This is a genomic window from Arthrobacter sp. SLBN-83, assembly GCF_006715285.1.
Taxonomy (GTDB): domain Bacteria; phylum Actinomycetota; class Actinomycetes; order Actinomycetales; family Micrococcaceae; genus Arthrobacter.
This window is the reverse complement of sequence record NZ_VFMX01000001.1, coordinates 1,767,795-1,786,096: the sequence shown is the minus strand read 5'-3', so window position 1 is coordinate 1,786,096 and position 18,302 is coordinate 1,767,795. Positions and strand designations below refer to the sequence as shown.

The window sequence follows — 18,302 nt, the reverse complement described above, 5'->3', positions numbered from 1 at the left end:
ACCTCAAAACTACAACGTTGGAGAAAACGGTGAACCACCAGCAGACAGCCCCACGAACGGCAAAGCAACCGCCCGCACCGCCGCTGCTGCCCCTGCGCCCGGACGCCTTCACCGTCCCCTACCGCGATCCGGTCTGGGATGGCCCCACGGACCCCATCCTTGTGGCGGACCACCTCGAGGGCGAGTGGGTGCTCTTCTATACCCAGCGCCGCGCCACCGCCCCGGGACTGACCGGGGTGGAGTGGGTGCACGGCACCGGCATCGGCGTCGCCCGGTCGTCCGACGGCGGCGCAACCTGGCGCTACCAAGGAACCGTGGAGGGACTCGTCCCGCCGGGAACGGAAACGCCGGCAACCCTCTGGGCGCCCGACGTCGTCTGCCTTGGCGACCGGTGGATCATGTACCTGACCGTCCTGGGCGGCAGGCGGACGGACTGGACCGGGAAGGCCGAAATCGTCCAGTTCGCCAGCCATGACCTGGAGTCGTGGGAATACCTGGGCGCCATCGACCTGGACTCGCCGCGGGTAATCGACGCGGCCGTCGCCCGTTGCGGGGACGGCCGGTACCGGCTCTGGTACAAAGACGAGGGCCGCGGCTCCAACACGTACAGCGCGGTCAGCGGCACGCCGGAGGACCCGTCGTCGTGGGCCCTGGAAGGCGTCGCCATTCCCGGGCGGCCGCACGAAGGCCCCAAGGTCTTTCAGCTGGGCGGCAGCTACTGGATGATCGTGGACGAATGGCGCGGCCAAGCGGTCTACCGCTCCGACGATGCGGCCGGCACCTGGGTCCGGCAGGAGCACCTCGATGGGCTGCTCCTCACAGCGCCGGAATCGGTGGACGGAAGGGCCGTCGTCGGGCGCCATGCCGACGTGGTGCCCCTCGCCGGCGGTGCCGGGCAGGAACCAAAGGCTGGAACGTTCGACGGCGGCACGCAGCGGGCGCTACTGGTCTACTTCACGCATCCCTACTGGGGCGGTGAGGACATCGACACCATGGCGCCCGACCCGCGCACCCGCCTCAGCCACGTCCGGGCAGCCGTGCTGGAAGTGCGCGACGGAATTCTGGTTTGTACCGAACACTAAGCGCTGGGTGCTCGACACGCAGAAGGGCCAAACCCCGGAACTATAAGCCGGCGGCTGCCGGCACCGGTCCAAGGTTTGGCCCTGACTGTTGGGCTGGGACTAGACCCGCTGCGGAGAACCCAGCTCCACCGCGTCCTCGTCCATCAGGTACGCCAGCTCGGAGTGCGCTGCGAGGTCGATGCCGCGCAGTTCGTCCTCGGGCTTGATGCGGAGGCCACCCATGGCCTTGTCCAGGATCTTGGCCAGGACCCATGTGATGATGAAGGAGTATGCCAGCACCGTAACCGTGGCCAGGGCCTGCACGCCCAGCAGTTCGAACCCGCCACCGTAGAAGAGGCCGCTGACGCCGTTCGGGGCCTTGTCCGTGGCGAAGAGGCCGATCAGCAGGGTGCCCAGGATGCCGCCCACCAGGTGCACGCCAACAACGTCGAGCGAGTCGTCGAAGCCCAAGCGGAACTTCCATTCGATGGCCAGCGAGCAGACGGCCCCGGCGATCGCACCGATGGCCAGTGCACCCAGCGGGCTGACCGCGCCACAGGCCGGGGTGATGGCCACCAGCGCGGCGACCAGGCCGGAGGCTGCGCCCATGCTGGTGGCCGCGCCGTGGCGGAACCGCTCCACGAGCGCCCAGGCCAGCAGGCCGGTGGAAGCTGCCACCGCGGTATTGAGGAACACCACCGCTGCCGACTGGCCGGCAGAGAGGGCGGAGCCGGCGTTGAACCCGAACCAGCCCACCCAAAGCAGCCCTGCACCCAGCAGCACCAGCGGACGGCTGTGCGGCTTGGCGTGTTCCACCTTGGGCCAGCCGGAGCTCTTGCCCAGAACCAGTGCAAGTGCCAGGGCTGCGGCACCGGCGTTCATGTGCACCGCGGTGCCGCCGGCAAAGTCGATCGCCTTGATGCCGTTGGCGATCCAGCCGCCCATGGAACTGCCGTCCGCCGAATCGAAGGCGAAAACCCAGTGTGCGATGGGGAAGTAGACAATCGTGGCCCAGATGCCCGCGAACAGCATCCACGCGCCGAACTTCATCCGGCCCGCGGCAGCCCCGGCGACGAGAGCGGTGGTGACGCAGGCGAAGAACAGCTGGAACGCGGCAAACAGGATGACCGGGATGGAAGCCGCATCGTCCTTGGCCAGCAGCTGCCCCATGCCGGGGAATTCGGTGACGTCACCGATCAGGCCCAGGCCGCCCACGGAGTTCCCGAACGCCATCGAGTACCCGAACAAAGCCCAGAGGACGGCCACCAGGCTGGCGCCGCCGACGCACATCATCATCATGTTGAGGATGCGGCGCGACCCCACCATGCCCCCGTAAAACAGGGCCAGGGCGGGGATCATCATGCAGACCAGCGCCGAGCTGGCCAGAATCCAAGCGACATTTCCCGAATCCATGGGAAACCCCTTTCAAGATGCGAACAGAGCGGTAAGTTGCCGTCAGAGCCGTTCCGCCGGGAGGGACGTGGACGGAGATACCACGTTCAGCGGAGGGGCGGCTTTTGCCGTCTGGTCTCAATCTATGGCGGCCATTTGTAGTTGGGTTTCAGGGGTGTTAAATGATGGTTTCCGTCGTTTGCGCCGCGGTTTCAGCTGTAACGCACGGCGCAGGAGCCCCTGAAGTTTCAGGGTCAGGACCACGTGGCAGCGCAGGACCGGGCGGTTGCAGGACTAGGCTGGGGGAATCCGGGCAGCAAACCATCCCGAAGGAGCCAGCCCTTGAACAGCACGCATCCCTCCCCCGCGCCGCCGACTGAACTCAGGGTGGGCGTGGTAGGCATCGGCTGGGCCGGCCAGCAGCACCTGAAGGCCTACGCCGCCATCGAGGGCGTCCGCATCGTCTCGCTTGCAGGAATGGAAGATGAGCTCCGGGAATCCCTGCAGTCCGAGTACTCCATCCCGAACGGCTTCGCCGACTGGAAGGAGATGCTGGACCACGGAGGCCTGGACGCCGTCAGCGTGGCACTCCCCACCTTCCTGCACGCTCCGGTCGCGATCGCCGCGCTGGAACGCGGAATCCACGTGCTGAGCGAGAAGCCCATCGCGCGCAACGCTGTGGAAGGCCAGGCCATGGTGGACGCTGCACGGAAGGCCGGGCGCGTCCTGGACGTGGCGTTCAACCACCGCCGCCGCGGAGACATCCAGGCCCTCAAGCAGGTCATCGACGACGGCGGCCTGGGCCGCCCCTACTACGCCAAGGCATCCTGGCTGCGCCGCTCCGGCATCCCCACCCTGGGCAGCTGGTTCACCAATCCCGAGCTGTCCGGCGGCGGACCGCTTGCCGACATCGGTGTCCACGCACTGGACTACGCCCTGTACCTGCTGGGTGAACCGAAGGTTGTGGCTGTCTCCGCCGCCACCCACTCCGAGCTCGGACCGCAGGGCAGGGGCGGCGGAACCCGGTTCACGGCCCAGGCCTCCAGCCACGCGTTCGAGGTGGAGGACTTCGCCTCGGCCTTCCTGCGGCTCGAAGGCGGCGGGACGCTTGTGGTCGAAGCAAGTTGGGCCACCTACCGGGAAGTGGACGACCAGCTGGAGTTCACGGTCTACGGCACCGACGGCGGTGCCGAACTCAAGGCCCATGGGGCGCCTTTTCCGCCCATTGGCGAACTTCGCGTGTTCACGGACAAGGACGGCGAATCCGCGGACTATATGCCCGTCGTCATACCGGGCCGCGCCCATGATGCAGTGGTGGAGGATTTCGTCACCGCCGTGCGCGGCGGCGCCCAAGTGTGGGGCCGGCATGACGGCTCCCTGGCGCTCAACCGGGCACAAATCATCGATGCCTGCTACCAGTCAGCACTGGAGCAGAGGGAGGTGCGGCTCTGATGAACAGCAAACTGCGGATCCGGGTGTGGAACGAGGGCGTCCACGAGGCCAACAACGAGCCGACCCACATAGGCGGGATGTATCCCGACGGTATCCACGGCGCCATCGCTGCGGGGCTCCGCTCCCACCTTCCGGACGCGGAGGTTACGACGGCGGTCCTCGCCACAGATGATGAGCACGGCCTTGCAGAGGAGGTGCTCGCGGACACCGACGTCCTGCTCTGGTGGGGGCATATAGCCCATGCCGAGGTCAGCGATGCCGTCGTCGAGCGCGTCCATCGGCACGTGCTGGGCGGGATGGGGTTGATCGTGCTCCACTCGGGGCACTTCTCGAAGATCTTCACCAAACTGCTGGGGACCAGCTGCTCCCTTGCCTGGCGGAACGACGGCGAGCGCGAACTGGTGTGGACCGTGAAGCCCTCACATCCCATCGCGGAAGGCGTGGACAGCCCCATCGTCATCCCCGAGCAGGAGATGTACGGCGAGCTGTTCGACATCCCGGACCCGGACGACCTGATCTTCATCAGCTCCTTCGCGGGCGGTGAAGTGTTCCGCTCCGGCGTCACCTTTACCCGGGGCAAGGGCCGCATCTTCTACTTCAGCCCGGGCGATCAGGAATACCCGGTGTACCACCACCCGCAGGTCCAGCGCGTCCTGGCCAACGGCGCCAAGTGGGCGGCACAGCCCGGGCTGGACCGCTCGATCCCCGGTGTCAGCAACCCGGGCCGGGAGTGGTTCGCGGAGTAAAAACGTCGTTGACATCGGCTGCATGCAAGAGCAGATTGAAATCGTTGCAACGTAAGGTACGGCAGGTTCTGGACGGGCGTACCCCGCCCTGCCGCGCCTTTCCCGGAGCGGCTCAGCGCGCTTGGGTATGAATTTCATAACCACTCCCTTCTGAGGAGCCAAAATGCCTGCAGTAACGGTCAAGGACCTCGAATTCAAGTCCTTCAACGAACCCGACGAAAAGCGCCGGCCGCCCAAGACCCAGGTGGACGTGCTCACGCTGGGCGGTACCACGTTGGGCCGGTTCACTTTCGAGCCCGGGTGGCGCTGGTCCGAAACAGTCAAGACGGTGGTCCATACGGATAGCTGCCAAGTCAGCCACCTCGGTGTCTGCACCGCAGGGACCCTGACAGTGCAGCTGGACGACGGGAGCCGGATGACCATCCACGCCGGGGATGCCTACTCCATTCCGGCCGGCCACGACGCTTGGGTTGAAAACGATGAGACGTACGTCAGCTATGAGGTCATGAGCGCAGCAGAGTACGCCAAGCCCGCCTGACCTGGACATCCCCACTGGCCAGGGCATTCAGCGCAGCAAACAGGAAGGGTAGGTCCGCCAGGGCCTCCCTTTCCTGCTGCCGCGCCCCTACGGTGGAGGGAACCACAACGATCGGAGAGCAATGAAAGTCACCGTCATCGGCGGCAGCGGCCACATCGGTTCATTCCTGGTCCCCCGGCTGGTCCGCGCTGGCCACGACGTCACCACCATCAGCCGCGGCAACCGCAAGCCCTACAGTGAGGCACCCGAGTGGCAGGAGGTGCACCAGGTCACCGCAGACCGGGAGGCGGAGGACCGCGACGGGACGTTCGGTGACCGGGTTGCTGCCCTGAAGCCGGACGCCGTGGTGGACCTGGTCTGCTTCACCCTCGAATCGGCAACGTCGCTGGTGCAGAGCCTGCGCGGCGAGGTGGGGCACCTGCTGCACTGTGGCTCCGTCTGGCGGTACGGGCAAAGCCTGAAGCTGCCCATTAGGGAAGGATCGGATTCGGCGGCGGAGCCCTTTGGGGAGTACGGCATCCAGAAGAACCGGATCGCCCTGATGCTGAAGGAGGAAACGGCGCGCGGCGGGCTGGCCACCACGTCGCTGCACCCGGGGCACATCGTTGGACCGGGCTGGCATCCGATCGGCCCGCTGGGAAACCTCGATCCCGGCGTCTGGCAGACCATCTCCGCCGGCCAGCCCCTTGGGGTTCCCGGCAGCGGCGCCGAGCTCATGCACCACGTGCACGCCGACGACGTCGCCCAGGCCTTCGAGAAGGCCATCGCGCAGCGGGAGGCGGCCACTGGTGAGGACTTCAACATCGTTGCCCCCACGGCACTGACGGTCCGCGGCTACGCGGACATCGCCGCCGCCTGGTTCGGCCACGCGGCCGTGCTGGAAACGGTCTCCTGGGACCGCTTCCGCGAAGACACGACGCGGGACTACGCAGAGTCCAGCTGGGGCCACCTCTACCGCAGCCAATGCTTCAGCATTGAGAAGGCAGCTTCAGTCCTGGGCTACGCGCCGCGGTACGAGCCCGAGCAGGCCATCTTCGAAGCCATCCAGTGGCTCATCGACCAGGGCCAGCTGCATGTCGCCCGCCCGCTCGACGTCCTGGCAGGCTAGGCGCGGCACCTACACAGACAAGCGCCGCAGCCGCGCCACCAGCGTGGCGGCGAGCAGCGCCGTTGCCAGTTCCAGGGCGATCACCAGCAGCAGTTGGGTGCCGCCGGAGTCAGCAACAGCGGACGACGGCGGCGGCGAACCGTGCGCGTGTGCGGCACCGCCGGCACTGAGCAGCAAGGCGGTGTGGAGGACAGCCATGACCACCGCGGCGGCCGTGACCTGGTTCAGCGCGCCAACCCTGCCGTGCCGCCAGATATGCTCGGTACACGGAAGGCAGACGGCGGCGAGCGCCACCATCAGGACGCCCAGCCACACACCGTGATGCCCCGATGCGGCCAGCCACAGGTGCGCCGCGCAGGATACCGCGGTGACCACGGCCACCAGCCGGCGGTGCAGGACGGGACCGTTGGCACGGACCCGTCCTGCCGCCGTCGTACGCGTTGCCGTTCCGCCCGGCGTCCCGGTGGCCAGGCTAGTGGCAGCCACCGCTGCCGCCCTCGCTGTGGCAGGCGGACGCCTGCTGGTTGGGGTTGGCGGGGACGTCAAGGACGGGACTGCGGTCAAAGAAGCCCTCGGGCCGCAGTTTGAAGCCCACGGTGTCCACGGGCATGATGGGCCAGTCCTCCACGCGGGGGAAGTGGGTGAGGCCGAAGGTGTGCCACACCACGATGTCCTGGCCATCGATGTCCCGGTCCTGCGCCACGTAGGCGGGCAGGCCGGCACCGCCGGCGTGCTGGTTGACGAAGTCGCCGGTAGGATAACGCTCCTCCTCGGCGTACCGCGTGACCCACACGTCCTTGGTGGCGAACGCGGCACGGCGGGCGATGGACGATTCCGGGTCCGCCAGCAGCGTGGGCTGGTTGTGCGGGTGCAGCTTGTAGCCCACGGGCTCGCCCAGCCGGTTCCGGGATTCCGGGTTGGAGATGATCCAGGTCCGGCCGGCACGGCCGTCGGCTTCACGGACACCCTCGGATTCCCGCGCCAGCAGCGTGCGCCTGCGGGAGAAGGCGTTGCCGCGCTCGTTGCCGGGGCCCATGGCCTGGCGGACCACATCCTCTTCCTCCACCCGGTTGGTGAAGCCGTCGATGGCCATGTCCAGCCGGGCACTGAACAGGTGCTGGTGGAAGGGTGCGCCCAGGCCGGGGGCCAGCTGGGAGATGTTGTCCGAGCCGCCCTCGGGGAATGCGGAGGTGAAGACGATGCCGGTGGCCTTGGCCTCGAATTCGATGGTGCCGTCCAGGTAGAGGTACCAGTAAAAGCCGTAGTCGTAGTTGCCGATGGTGGTGAAGAAGGAGATCACCAGGCGGCGGTTGCGGCGGGTGTAGGTGACACCGCTCCACAGGTCGGAGTGCTTGGAGAGGATGCTCCAGTCCTCCTCGTGCATGCAGATGCCGTTGCGGATTTCGCGCGGGTTGCCGAACGCGTCACTGATCACCGGGCTCAGGTAGGTGATCTCACCCAGGCAGTCGCAGCCCAGCTCCAGCGAGTTGGCGTACTGGCCCACCAGGTATTCGCCGGTGTCGAAGTAGTTTTGCCAGGAGCGGATGGGTGATGGGTCGCCGTACGGGACCACCATCTCGGCAATCGAGGCGCGGTTGATGATGGGCCGCTTCCGGCCACCGTCCTGGAATGCGAGATTGTGCAGTACCACGCCTTCGCGGACGTCGAAGCCGACGTCCACGCTCCACTTTTCCCACTCCACGTGGTTGCCGCCGGTGACGGTGAAGCTGGGGCCTTCGGGCTGGGTGATGCTGATGGGCTTCTGGGTTTCGCGGAGGGGACCGGTCAGCTCCGGAGCGGTGTAGTTGCCATGCTCGGCGGGAATGGGCACCACACCGAGGTCGATCACCTGGGTGACCTCCTTGCTGACTACATCCACGTACGCCACCAGGCCGTCGACCGGGTGCGCCCACGCGCTGTCCTCCGGGAACTCCTGTACGAAAGCCAGCCCGCGAAGGATGCGGCGGCCCTTCTCCTCCGCATACTCAAAGACGCCTGCGGACAGCGGAGCCACCCGGACCTTTTCGACAGCGAGCCCCCGGTCCGCCAGCGCCTTGAGCCACCGTTCGTCGGTGGCCAGGAGCGACTCCACAACCTCAAATTCCTCCTCAAGGACGGGCAGTTCGCCGGTCAGCGCGGTGTCGAGCTCGACGGCGGAGAGCACCTTTTGCTGGGTGGTGGAGACGACGACGTCGCGCGGCGCAGCTCCGGAGACGTCGTGGATAAAGGCGCGGAAGCGCCGGTCCGCCGTGACCGGGTCAATACCCCGGGCCGGGTCCAGCAGGCCCAGGTAGGCGATCCGGTGCTGCGGGCCCAGTTTGCCTTCGGCCTGCAGGATGGAACGCACGTCCAGGATTTCCGGCGCTGATGCCAGGCCGACGGCGGAGGCAGTGTCGGTTGGTGCAAGAGTCATGGGAGAGCCTTTTGTCAGGGCCGTCTCCGGCCGCTGGTTTATTTTCTATAGTTGTAGATAATAAAGGTCCGTAACATGGCTCACAAGGGTTTGAGCCAAATATTTCCGGGGAGTGGCCGCGGTGCCGAAGATTGTTAACCATGACGAGCGCCGCCTGGAACTCGTGGACGCCACCTGGCGGATCATTGCCCGGCAGGGGCTGGAAAGCGCCACCATGCGGGAGATCGCCACCGAGGCAGGCTTCGCCAACGGCGCCCTGAAACCCTACTTCCCCACCAAGGACACGCTGCTGGAATTTGCCTTCAGCCACGTGTTCAACCGGACCAACCAGCGCATTGCCCAGGTCACTGCGGGCAAGGCCGGGCTGGACGCGCTGCGGGCATTCTGCCTCGAAGTGCTCCCCCTTGACGAGGAACGCGTGAATGAGGCAAGGATTGTGGTTCCGTTCTGGCAACGGGCCATCAACGACCGCCAGAAAGCCGCGATCCACCAGCAGTCCATGGACGAATGGCTGGCGGCCATCCGCCGCTTCCTCGCCGAGGCAAGGGATAACGGGGACGTGAGTGCCGCCGTCGACAATTCCATCCTTGCCGGCCAGCTGCTCAACATGCTGCTCGGGGCGCAGATCGAGGCAGCCCTGGCACCGGAGGGACGGCTGGACTTTGGCCACGCGGAACAGCTCGAGGGCTACCTGGCGCTTTTGCAACGCTCCTGACCCGCTTCAGAAAAAAGTACGACGGCGAGTAGGCACCAAAGTCGAAAGCATGCTTAGTATGGAGGGGTCAGGCTCTGGCTTTGGCCAGGGAGAGCACCAACTGTAAGGAGCACCTCCATGGGTTTGGATGACAAGATCGGCAACGCCGCAGAGAAGCTCGGCGGCAAGGGCAAGGAAGCTGCCGGCAGCGCAACGGGTGACGAGAGCCTGAAGGCCGAAGGCCAGACCGACCAGGCCAAATCGGACCTGAAGCAGGCCGGCGAGAACGTCAAGGACGCCTTCAAGAAGGATTAGTCCGCATTTCACAACAATGGGTGCAGCTCCATGAGGAGCTGCACCCATTGGCATTTCTAAGGCTTGTCGCGCAGGTCCCGAAGCTCCTGCAACAGCTTCAGCTGTTCGGCGTTGATGTCCATCAGCATTTCGATCTGGGCAGCAGCGCGGACATCTGTCTCATAGTCATGCTGGGCCATGGCAGAGGCGATGGCGTCCTGGCGCTTGGCCGCAATGAGCAGGATGGCACCCTGGAGGCCGGCCAGCATGGACAGGAACAAATTCAGCAGGATGTATGGGTAGGGGTCCCACGCGTTATTGGCGAGGAGATAGGAATTCACCGCCGCCCAGAGCGCCATGAAGCCCACGAAAATGCCGACAAAGGGCCAACTGCCCATGCCGTTCCGGAGCCTGTCCGCCGCCTTGTCGCCCGCACTGAGGCCCTCTTTGTGCCGCCGGTGCCAGTTCACTCTCATCTCAACCATGCGCCCAGAATAATTCCCGGGGCGCCGGCGGCGGGACTGCATCGAAGGGCAAGGCATTGAACGCCTAGTGGATGAGCCCCGAGACCAGGTTAATGGTGGTGGCCAGGACGATGGCTCCCAGGAGGTAGGACAGCAGCGCCTGCCGCAGGACCGTGGAGCGGATGGCATTGGTTTTCAGGTTGGTATCCGAGACCTGGAAGGTCATACCGACAGTGAAAGCCAGGTATGCAAAGTCCGAGTAGCGGGGCTGGGATTCCTCGTTGAAATCGACGCCGGTGCCGTCCCGGTAGTAGATGGCGGCGTACCGGAGGGTGAACAGCGTGTGCACCAGGAACCATGACAGGGCGATGCTGCCCAGTGCCATGGCCACGGTGGCATCCTTGGCTCCGCCCTGCTCACTGGAGGCGTCCAGCAGGATCAAGGCCACCCCCGCGAAACTGGCCACCGTGGCCGTGAGGACCAGGGCGTCGGAAAAGACGCGGCCCGGATCCTCCCTCCGGGCATGCGCGGCAGTGGCCGCTGGCCCGAGCCGCCCGATGACGCTCCACACCCACACCAGGTAGGTGGCCGAGGCGGCTGCCCACCCGAGCGCGGGCGCGTAGGCCCAGGCCCCCGAAGGACCGACCAACAGCGCTGCCGCCAGGCCGACGACCAGCATGACCAGCACCCGTAGCCGCGAATGGTGTGCCCGGGAGTTGAAGTTCCGGTGGTGGTCGCCGGCAACCGTCATGGACTTCATTGCCCGATCATGGCACGGGAGGCTTGGGCTTGGCTGGAAAGTCGGAACTTCTTATTTTCGCCAACCGTTGAAAAACCTTTCGCGCGGCGTTAGCCTAAAAGCACTGTGTCGCAGGGCACACCAACGGGGGAACGTCCAGTGGCCATCCGTCGCAAGGAACATCCATGCCAGCAACTGCAAAAACCGGGGCACCCGCCAGCCACCAACGCCAGAATCTCACGTCCAGCGTGGCCACGTCATTCGATCACTGGAAGCACTTGGTGGCCGAGTCCTTTGTACCCCTCAACGCCCGGACGGCCGACGTCGACGGCTTCCAGGGCCGGATGCGCTCCAGGGTGCTGGACAGGATGTCCATCGTGGAGGTGACCGCCACCTCGCACGAGGTGCACCGCACGCCGGCGCTGATCGCCCAGGCCCATGAGCGGTACTTCAAGCTGAACCTGCAGCTGGAGGGCACGGGCCTGCTGATCCAGGACAACCGCGAGGCGGTCCTGCAGCCCGGGGACTTGGCCATTTACGACACCAACCGGCCGTACACCCTCGCGTTCGAGGAGCGGACCCGGATCATGGTGGTGATGTTCCCCTGCGACGCATTGTCCCTGCCCACCGACTATGTGGGGCAGCTCGCGGCCGTCCGCATGGGCAGCGGGGGCCTTAGCGGAATCGTTGGCCAGTTCATCCGCGAGTTGTCAGCCAACCTGGACGTCCTGAACGGGCCCAGCGGAGCCCGGCTTGCCACCAACGCCCTGGACCTGGTGTCCACCATGCTGCATGCCGAAATGGACATCACCCCGGACCGGATGAAGCCGCAGGCGCTGCTGGCCGTCTCGGTCCGGGAGTACATCGAAGCGAACCTCTCCGACCCCCTGCTCTCCCCCGCGAGCATTGCCGCGGCACATTTCATCTCCACACGGCACCTGCACAACGTCTTTCACGAATCCGGAACCACGGTGGCCAGCTGGATCCGGACGCAGCGGCTCGAAGGTGCCCGCCGCGAGCTCCGGGACCCACTCCATGCAGGACAGTCGGTAGGAACGGTGGCGGCCCGCTGGGGATTCCTGGATGCTGCCCATTTCAGCCGCACCTTCCGGGACGCCTTCGGTGTTTCGCCCAGCCAGTGGCGGCGGGACGGCTAAGGCAGCCCGGCTAGATCAACCCCTGCGCCAGCATCGCATCGGCCACCTTCACGAACCCGCCGATGTTCGCACCCAGCACGTAGTTTCCGGGTTCGCCGTACTCGTCAGCCGTGGCGGCGCAGCGGTCGTGGATGCCCACCATGATCTCCGTGAGCCGTTCCTCCGTGTGTTCGAAGGACCATGAATCGCGGCTGGCGTTCTGCTGCATCTCCAGGGCTGACGTGGCCACGCCGCCGGCATTGGCAGCCTTGCCGGGTCCGAACAACACCCCAGCTTCCTGGAACACCGCCACTGCGTCGCGGGTGGAGGGCATGTTTGCCCCTTCGCCGACCGCCAGCAGGCCACTGCGCACCAAGCGGGCGGCAGCCCCGCCGTCGAGCTCGTTCTGCGTGGCGCAGGGCAGCGCCACCGTGGCGTCCACGTCCCAAACGGATCCGCCGTCCACGTAGGAGACGCCGGCACGGCGCTCCGCGTAGTCCTTCAGGCGGCCGCGCTCCACTTCCTTCACCTCGCGGAGGAGGTCGACGTCGATCCCCGCCGGATCAACCACGTAGCCTGACGAGTCGGAGCAAGCCACCACGGTGGCGCCGAGGGTCTGCGCCTTGGCGATCGCATTGATGGCCACATTGCCGGAGCCGGAGACCACCACCCGCTGGCCATCGAAGGACGTACCCCGGGTTTTCAGCATTTCCTGGGTGAAGATGACAGTTCCGAAGCCGGTTGCCTCGGGCCGGACCAGGGAGCCGCCCCAAGAGATGCCCTTGCCGGTCAGGACACCGGACTCGTAGCGGTTGGTGATGCGTTTGTACTGGCCGAAGAGGTAGCCGATTTCGCGCCCGCCCACGCCGATGTCACCGGCGGGAACGTCCGTGTATTCGCCGATGTGCCGGTAGAGCTCGGTCATGAAGGACTGGCAAAACCGCATGACTTCAGCGTCGCTGCGGCCGCGGGGGTCGAAGTCGGAGCCGCCCTTGCCGCCGCCGATGGGCATGCCGGTGAGGGCGTTCTTGAAGATCTGCTCGAAACCGAGGAACTTGACGATCCCCAAGTACACCGACGGATGGAAGCGCAGGCCGCCCTTGTAGGGGCCCAGCGCCGAGTTGAACTCCACCCGGAACCCGCGGTTGATCTGGACGCGGCCGGAGTCGTCGGTCCAGGGAACGCGGAAAATGATCTGGCGCTCGGGCTCGCAGAGGCGCTCCAGGATGGCGGCCTCAAGGAATTCAGGGTGCCTGTCGTGGACCGGACCCAGGCTTTCGAAGACCTCCACCACCGCCTGGTGGAACTCTGCCTCGCCGGGGTTGCGCGCGAGGACGGTGTCCTTGATGGATTCGAGCCGTGCATCCATGAACAGTTCCTAACGTTGCCGAAATGAAGGACGGCGCAGGAAAGCAACACCGCTTCAAAGGTTCACGTTTCAACCTATCCGATTACGACCGGGCACCAGTAGGCGGATCCCCACGGTTCCACTAACCTCCGTAATGTGACAGAAGGATTCCATCATTCGATAAGTGCCCCGCCTCGCCCAACCGCAGGAAGGAGGCACTGATGCCCTATATTTGCCTCCTTCTCTCCGGTGCCGCGCTGCTGGCCAACGGGCTGTCGGCCCTTGGGCAGCTCCCCCGCCGCGACGCAGCCGTGTTCAGCCTGGTGCTCGGGGGCACCCAACTGGTGCTCGGCGTCGTGCATCTTTCCGGGACCGGCACCGGCAGCGAAGCCCTCATGACGGCGGCCGGCATGTTCCTGTTCGGGCTGACCTATGTCTACGCCGGGCTGGACGTCCTGCTGGGCCTGGGCTCGAAGGGGCTGGGGTGGTTCTGCGGCATGGTGGCTTTCGTGGGGCTGCTGCTGGCGGGCGCCTGGCTGGGCATCGATCCCCCGCTGGCAGTGCTCTGGGTGTGCTGGTCCGTGCTGTGGGGTTTGCTGTTTGCCTCCTCAGCCCTGGGCGCGGTGCGGCTGGAACCGTTCGCCGGATGGGCGCTGGTCCTGGCCAGCCAGGTGACGGCCACGGTCCCGGCGTTCCTCGGCTTGGCCGGGGTCTGGCCGCGGAGCGCTTGGGCTGCAGGGGTGGTCGCCTTGCTCGTGGCCGCGGTCTTCCTGGCAGCACGCGCATTGGCCCGGCGCGGACGTGGTGGTCCGCGCCGGGCCAACGCAGGCGCTTCGGAACAGGCGGTGGGGCAGGAACCCCTTACGGCCGGCTGAGCACCGGACGCGCGGCGGTGGCGTGGCTCCGCCGCTCAATCACGGATTCCACCAGCACCCCGGCCAGGAAGACTACCGGTACGGCGGCCAGCAGGGCGGTGGCGGTTTCAGCGCTGCCGCCGATCAGGGCCGTGAAGTTGCTGACCACCAGGAACAGGACCCATGCAAGCAACACCGTTGCCATGGCCGGGGCGATCCTGGTTTGCCAGAGCTGGGCGCCGGCACGTTCGCGGCGGAAGAAGCTGACTACGGCCACCGAGCACAGCATGTAGAGCACCAGCAGCGCAGCCACGGCCAGGCCGCTGAACCAGGAGAAGAGGGTCAGGACCGGGTCCAGGGCAAGGATGGCGAACGGCAGCACCAGTACGACGGCGGTGGCGGACTGGATCCAGGCGGCGACGGCGGGGGCGCGGTGCCGGTTGGTCCGGGCCAGGGCGGCGGGCATGGAACCTTGCAGGGCCAGGGAGTGCAGGTAGCGGTTGATGCCGTTATGGAACGCGATGATGCCCGCCAGCAGTGACGTGACCAGGAGGATGCCCGCCACGACGCCCGCCCACGGGCCGAACAACTCCACCAGGGGGCCGATCACGAACGAGGTGGCGTCCCCTGATTCGAGGGCGGCGCCGGCAGCACCCATCACCTGGGACGGGCCGTAGTAGCTGACCAGCATCCACGAAATGAAGGCAAAGAAGATGGAGATGACCCCGACGGACAGGTAGGTTGCGCGGGCCACGGTGCGGTGCGGATCCTTGGCCTCGGCCGAGTAGATGGCAGTGGATTCGAAGCCGAACATCGATGCCACGGCGAACATGATGGCCACGCCCGGCGCGCCGGCGCCGATGGCCTCGGGCGAGAAGGACGCGGCCACGCTGATGCCTTCGGGTCCGCCGCCGCTGAACAGGACGGTGAAGCCGAAGAGCAGCAGGATTGCCACCTCGAGCCCCACCAGCAGGGCCAGGACGCGGGCGCCGAGTTCAATGTTCAGGGAACCGAGAACCTGGACCCCGGCCATGGTGGCCAGTGCCAGCAGCCACCACGGAACCTGAAGCCCGATCGATGCCAGCAGTCCCGAAAAGGCGGAACCGTAAAGCCCGTACATGGCGGCCTGGACGGTGTTGTAGGCAAGGAGGGCCAGCCAGGCGGCGCCGGCACCCGTCTTCCTGCCGAACGCAGCAGTGACGTAGGCGTAGAACGCGCCGTTGGCCTGGATCTTGCGGCTCATGGCCACGAAGCCCACCGCGAAGATCACGATGACGATGCCCACGATCAGGTAGGCACCCGGCGCGCCGGCTCCGTTTCCCAGCCCTGCGGCCAGCGGCGAGGCGCCCACGATCCCCGTCAGGGGCGCCTGTGCCGACAGGACGAAGAAGAGGATGCCCAGGACGCCGATGCTGCCGGCGCGCAGGGCCGTTGAGTGCTCCTTGGCCGGAGCGTCAGTGGTCCGGGGCTCGGAATTCGAAATACTCATTTGATCCTTCTTAACGGTCATGAGTTGGGGAAAATTGCTATGGAATCCAGACTGGCAGCGCGGCGCGGCAGCCCGTTGTCCGCCAGCGCCCAGTTGTTGTTTGTCAGCGCAGTGCCTGCTCCCGGGCTGCGGGGCGGCCACCACGGAGCGAGGCGGCGCCAAGGGCCGCTTCCATGCCGCTTTCGATGGCGCCGTCGATGAAGCCGCCCCAGCCGTTGGCGATATCGGAGCCGGCAAAAAAGACGTTTCCGTGGGCGGACTGCACCGTTGCCAGGTGGTTGGAGAGGAAGCCGGTGCGGTGCATTGGCCAGGTTTCGCCCGCGAGCGGGTCCGCCACCCAGTGGTGCGTGGCCACGTCCATCACGTCCACGCCGGGCACCAGCCGGGCGAGTTCGGCCTGGACCGCCGCGGCATCCGAAGCATCGATTCTTGAGGCGTCCGGACCAAAACCCACGATGATGGTGTCGCCGTCGAGGGTGTACTCGGCCTGGAAGAAGTTCAACGGCCAGTCCGCCTTGCCCAAGGCAACGAACGGTGCGTGCTCACCCCGTAGCCGGATCCACACCTTCACACCCTTGGACACCTGTCCGCGCTCCGCCGCTTCCGCCTTTGCCGGCGGCAGCGGCGGCTCGAATGCGATGTTCCCCAGCACAGGGAGCGGAACGGTGACGATGGCGGTCTTCGCGCTGAAGCTCCGGCCGCCGCTGCCCCGGGCGGTGACGGACCCGCCGTCGTCCGTCATGCCTTCCACGGTGAATCCAAAGGTGACGGCGGCGCCGGAGTCCTTGAGGATGGCGTCCGCGAGCGCGGCGGTTCCGCCCTGGATCTTGTAGGTGGCGCAGGCTTCGAAGTTGACGGCCCAGTCACCGTTGGTGAGGGCCACCCAGCGCAGGGCCTGTGTCAGTGCGGCATCCTGGAGGGGGCCGTTGAAGTTCAGGGCCCAGAAGGACTCCAGGACGTCGCGGGCCGTCCCGGCCGGGAACTGCTCACGGATCCGGTCCTGGACGGAGACGTGGTCAATCGCCTTGTAGGAGTCGGTGGCCAGCGGGTTGAAGGGCTCGGGAAAGTAGCTGCGTGATTCGCGGACGAATTCTCCGTTGTACTTACCGATCAGCTCCAGCAGGGCGTCCGGCGAACCTTCCCGGCGGTCGCCGTCAGCCCACCAGAACGCCCGCTCCGGCTCGGGGCTGGGGACGGTTCCGATGCCGTACCGTTTCAGCTCCGCCCAGACATACGGCTGTGTCCAGTGGACCCAGGTTCCGCCAATTTCCAAGTCCCGGCCCAGCCGGTGGTCCAGCCAGGTCCTTCCGCCGATGCGGTCCCGGGCTTCGACGATCCGCACTCTCAGCCCCTGGCGGGTGAGCTCACGGGCGGCGGTGAGGCCTGCGAAACCGGCTCCCACCACAATCACATCCAGCTGGTCCTGCTCCACTGCGCTGCTGTGCTGTTCCATTGCTCGCCCCTACGAGTAGACGAAGAATTCGATGGTGGGGGCCAGAACTGCCCAGCGCGTGCGGGCGCCCTTGTTGAAGGATGCTGCTCCCCCGGCGGTGAGCTCGTACACGTCCCCGCCGTCCACTTCGATGCGGAGGTGGCCGTCGATGATGTGGATCGTTTCGTCGGCTTCGATATCCAGGTCGAAGGGCTCAGGAGCCTGGGATGGGTCGACGTGCCAGTACCCGCAGGCCAGGGCGTCGCGCCCGCCTTCGCCGAAGCGGCGGACCCACTGCACCTGGCCGAGTTCGAAGGGCTCGTTCTTGGCGGGGTCCAGGGAGGAGGACGTAGTGAAGGCAGGGATTGTTGTCATGGTTACTCCAAGGGATGGGCGCGGCTTGTCGCAGAGGCGCTGCCGCAGTGGTGTGGGGCGGCCGCTCCTGTGATGAGCGTCACCGCATGCAAAGCAATCTAAGCAATTGCTTAGATTTAAGTCAATAGGTCGCGTTTTGTAAACCGGCGCTGGCTAGAATCGACGCTATGACCGCTTCCCCCACCCGCTCCGCCACGCCCGCTTACGGCAAGGGCCGGGAGGCGTTGCTGCGGGCTGCCGTGGATGTCGTTGCCACGAAGGGCCTGCGCGGGCTCACGTACCGTGCGGTCGCTGAGGCCGCGGGCGTCAACAACAGCCTGGTGGCCCATCATTTCGGGACGCGGGATTCCCTGATTGCCGCAGCACTGGAATGGTCCTCCGAGCAGTCCATTGCCGCATCCCGGCTGCGGGAAGCGGCGGAAACCGAGACCTCGTTCACGGAGGCGCTGCTGAACCTGCTGCTGGAAGATCCTGGTTTGCAGGTGTTCCAGTACGAGATGATCCTGGAGGCCCGGCGCCGGCCTGAACTGGCAGGACCGGTGGCCAAGCTGTATGAAAGTTACGTGGACGCCCTGTCCGAGGGTTTGCGTGCCTTCGGCGTCCAGGGTGACGTCAGCGTGGTGGCCCGCTCATTGTTCGCGGCACTGGATGGACTGGTCCTGCAGTACATCGCAGGTGTGGGGCGGGATGAGATCGCCGCCGCGCTGGAGGAAGTACACCGGGTGCTGCTGCTGCGCCGGGACGGTGCACCAGGCGCCTGAGCGGGT

At 66.3% G+C, this 18,302-nt stretch carries 19 protein-coding genes; 10 read left to right on the top strand and 9 right to left on the bottom strand.

Annotated features, from left to right (window positions below):
* The first annotated feature begins 29 nt into the window (after positions 1 to 29).
* A complete protein-coding gene (locus FBY30_RS08130; protein WP_142132407.1) occupies positions 30 to 1,082 on the top strand; it encodes a glycoside hydrolase in 1,053 nt (350 codons plus the stop codon).
* A gap of 99 nt (positions 1,083 to 1,181) precedes the next feature.
* On the opposite strand, the gene FBY30_RS08125 is transcribed toward FBY30_RS08130, so the two are convergent.
* Positions 1,182 to 2,474, bottom strand: a complete 1,293-nt coding sequence (locus FBY30_RS08125; RefSeq protein WP_142132406.1) for an ammonium transporter — start codon at positions 2,472 to 2,474, stop codon at positions 1,182 to 1,184.
* A 321-nt stretch (positions 2,475 to 2,795) separates the two neighbouring features.
* Here FBY30_RS08125 and FBY30_RS08120 point away from each other — a divergent pair, with 321 nt between their 5' ends.
* The 4 genes from FBY30_RS08120 to FBY30_RS08105 all read left to right on the top strand — a co-directional run bounded on the left by FBY30_RS08120 (position 2,796) and on the right by FBY30_RS08105 (position 6,297).
* Complete coding sequence (locus FBY30_RS08120; protein ID WP_142132405.1) at positions 2,796 to 3,905, top strand: Gfo/Idh/MocA family protein; 1,110 nt, start codon at positions 2,796 to 2,798, stop codon at positions 3,903 to 3,905.
* Entirely contained in the window at positions 3,905 to 4,651 is a 747-nt protein-coding gene (locus FBY30_RS08115) for a ThuA domain-containing protein (protein ID WP_200830657.1), read from the top strand. Before FBY30_RS08120 ends, FBY30_RS08115 begins: the two co-directional genes overlap by 1 nt.
* Before the next feature lie 163 nt (positions 4,652 to 4,814).
* Complete coding sequence (locus tag FBY30_RS08110; RefSeq protein ID WP_142132403.1) at positions 4,815 to 5,189, top strand: cupin domain-containing protein; 375 nt, start codon at positions 4,815 to 4,817, stop codon at positions 5,187 to 5,189.
* Positions 5,190 to 5,310: 121 nt separating this feature from the next.
* Positions 5,311 to 6,297 carry an NAD-dependent epimerase/dehydratase family protein gene (locus tag FBY30_RS08105; RefSeq protein WP_142132402.1) on the top strand — a complete coding sequence of 329 codons (987 nt, stop codon included), beginning with the start codon at positions 5,311 to 5,313 and terminating at the stop codon, positions 6,295 to 6,297.
* A 9-nt stretch (positions 6,298 to 6,306) separates the two neighbouring features.
* Here FBY30_RS08105 and FBY30_RS08100 read toward each other — a convergent pair whose 3' ends face one another.
* Complete coding sequence (locus FBY30_RS08100; protein WP_235009377.1) at positions 6,307 to 6,783, bottom strand: hypothetical protein; 477 nt, start codon at positions 6,781 to 6,783, stop codon at positions 6,307 to 6,309.
* Positions 6,770 to 8,710, bottom strand: coding sequence for a primary-amine oxidase (locus FBY30_RS08095; RefSeq protein WP_142132401.1), 1,941 nt, complete (start codon positions 8,708 to 8,710; stop codon positions 6,770 to 6,772). The genes FBY30_RS08100 and FBY30_RS08095 overlap by 14 nt, the downstream gene beginning before the upstream one ends.
* Before the next feature lie 121 nt (positions 8,711 to 8,831).
* On the opposite strand from FBY30_RS08095, the gene FBY30_RS08090 reads away from it, so the two are divergent.
* Entirely contained in the window at positions 8,832 to 9,425 is a 594-nt protein-coding gene (locus tag FBY30_RS08090; RefSeq protein WP_142132400.1) for a TetR/AcrR family transcriptional regulator, read from the top strand.
* A gap of 117 nt (positions 9,426 to 9,542) precedes the next feature.
* Positions 9,543 to 9,719 carry a CsbD family protein gene (locus tag FBY30_RS08085; protein WP_142132399.1) on the top strand — a complete coding sequence of 59 codons (177 nt, stop codon included), beginning with the start codon at positions 9,543 to 9,545 and terminating at the stop codon, positions 9,717 to 9,719.
* 56 nt (positions 9,720 to 9,775) lie between these two features.
* Here FBY30_RS08085 and FBY30_RS08080 read toward each other — a convergent pair whose 3' ends face one another.
* Both FBY30_RS08080 and FBY30_RS08075 read right to left on the bottom strand, forming a co-directional pair.
* Positions 9,776 to 10,183: a DUF1003 domain-containing protein gene (locus FBY30_RS08080; protein ID WP_142132398.1), complete on the bottom strand. Its 408-nt coding sequence runs from the start codon at positions 10,181 to 10,183 to the stop codon at positions 9,776 to 9,778.
* A 64-nt stretch (positions 10,184 to 10,247) separates the two neighbouring features.
* Positions 10,248 to 10,922, bottom strand: coding sequence for a DUF1345 domain-containing protein (locus tag FBY30_RS08075; RefSeq protein WP_142132397.1), 675 nt, complete (start codon positions 10,920 to 10,922; stop codon positions 10,248 to 10,250).
* Positions 10,923 to 11,086: 164 nt separating this feature from the next.
* Here FBY30_RS08075 and FBY30_RS08070 point away from each other — a divergent pair, with 164 nt between their 5' ends.
* On the top strand, positions 11,087 to 12,058 hold the full coding sequence (locus FBY30_RS08070) for a helix-turn-helix domain-containing protein (RefSeq protein ID WP_142132396.1): 972 nt from the start codon (positions 11,087 to 11,089) through the stop codon (positions 12,056 to 12,058).
* A 10-nt stretch (positions 12,059 to 12,068) separates the two neighbouring features.
* Here the strand turns inward: FBY30_RS08070 and gdhA are convergent, their stop codons facing one another.
* Positions 12,069 to 13,406: an NADP-specific glutamate dehydrogenase gene (gene gdhA / locus FBY30_RS08065; protein WP_142132395.1), complete on the bottom strand. Its 1,338-nt coding sequence runs from the start codon at positions 13,404 to 13,406 to the stop codon at positions 12,069 to 12,071.
* A gap of 200 nt (positions 13,407 to 13,606) precedes the next feature.
* On the opposite strand from gdhA, the gene FBY30_RS08060 reads away from it, so the two are divergent.
* Positions 13,607 to 14,260, top strand: coding sequence for an AmiS/UreI family transporter (locus tag FBY30_RS08060; protein ID WP_142132394.1), 654 nt, complete (start codon positions 13,607 to 13,609; stop codon positions 14,258 to 14,260).
* Here the strand turns inward: FBY30_RS08060 and FBY30_RS08055 are convergent.
* The 3 genes from FBY30_RS08055 to FBY30_RS08045 form a co-directional block, all read right to left on the bottom strand.
* Positions 14,247 to 15,728, bottom strand: a complete 1,482-nt coding sequence (locus FBY30_RS08055) for an APC family permease (protein WP_142132393.1) — start codon at positions 15,726 to 15,728, stop codon at positions 14,247 to 14,249. The genes FBY30_RS08060 and FBY30_RS08055 overlap by 14 nt on opposite strands.
* 103 nt (positions 15,729 to 15,831) lie before the next feature.
* On the bottom strand, positions 15,832 to 17,181 hold the full coding sequence (locus tag FBY30_RS08050) for a flavin monoamine oxidase family protein (protein ID WP_142132392.1): 1,350 nt from the start codon (positions 17,179 to 17,181) through the stop codon (positions 15,832 to 15,834).
* A gap of 9 nt (positions 17,182 to 17,190) precedes the next feature.
* Positions 17,191 to 17,535: a cupin domain-containing protein gene (locus FBY30_RS08045; protein WP_142132391.1), complete on the bottom strand. Its 345-nt coding sequence runs from the start codon at positions 17,533 to 17,535 to the stop codon at positions 17,191 to 17,193.
* A 167-nt stretch (positions 17,536 to 17,702) separates the two neighbouring features.
* Here FBY30_RS08045 and FBY30_RS08040 point away from each other — a divergent pair, with 167 nt between their 5' ends.
* Positions 17,703 to 18,296, top strand: a complete 594-nt coding sequence (locus tag FBY30_RS08040) for a TetR/AcrR family transcriptional regulator (protein ID WP_142132390.1) — start codon at positions 17,703 to 17,705, stop codon at positions 18,294 to 18,296.
* Positions 18,297 to 18,302 lie beyond the last annotated feature (6 nt).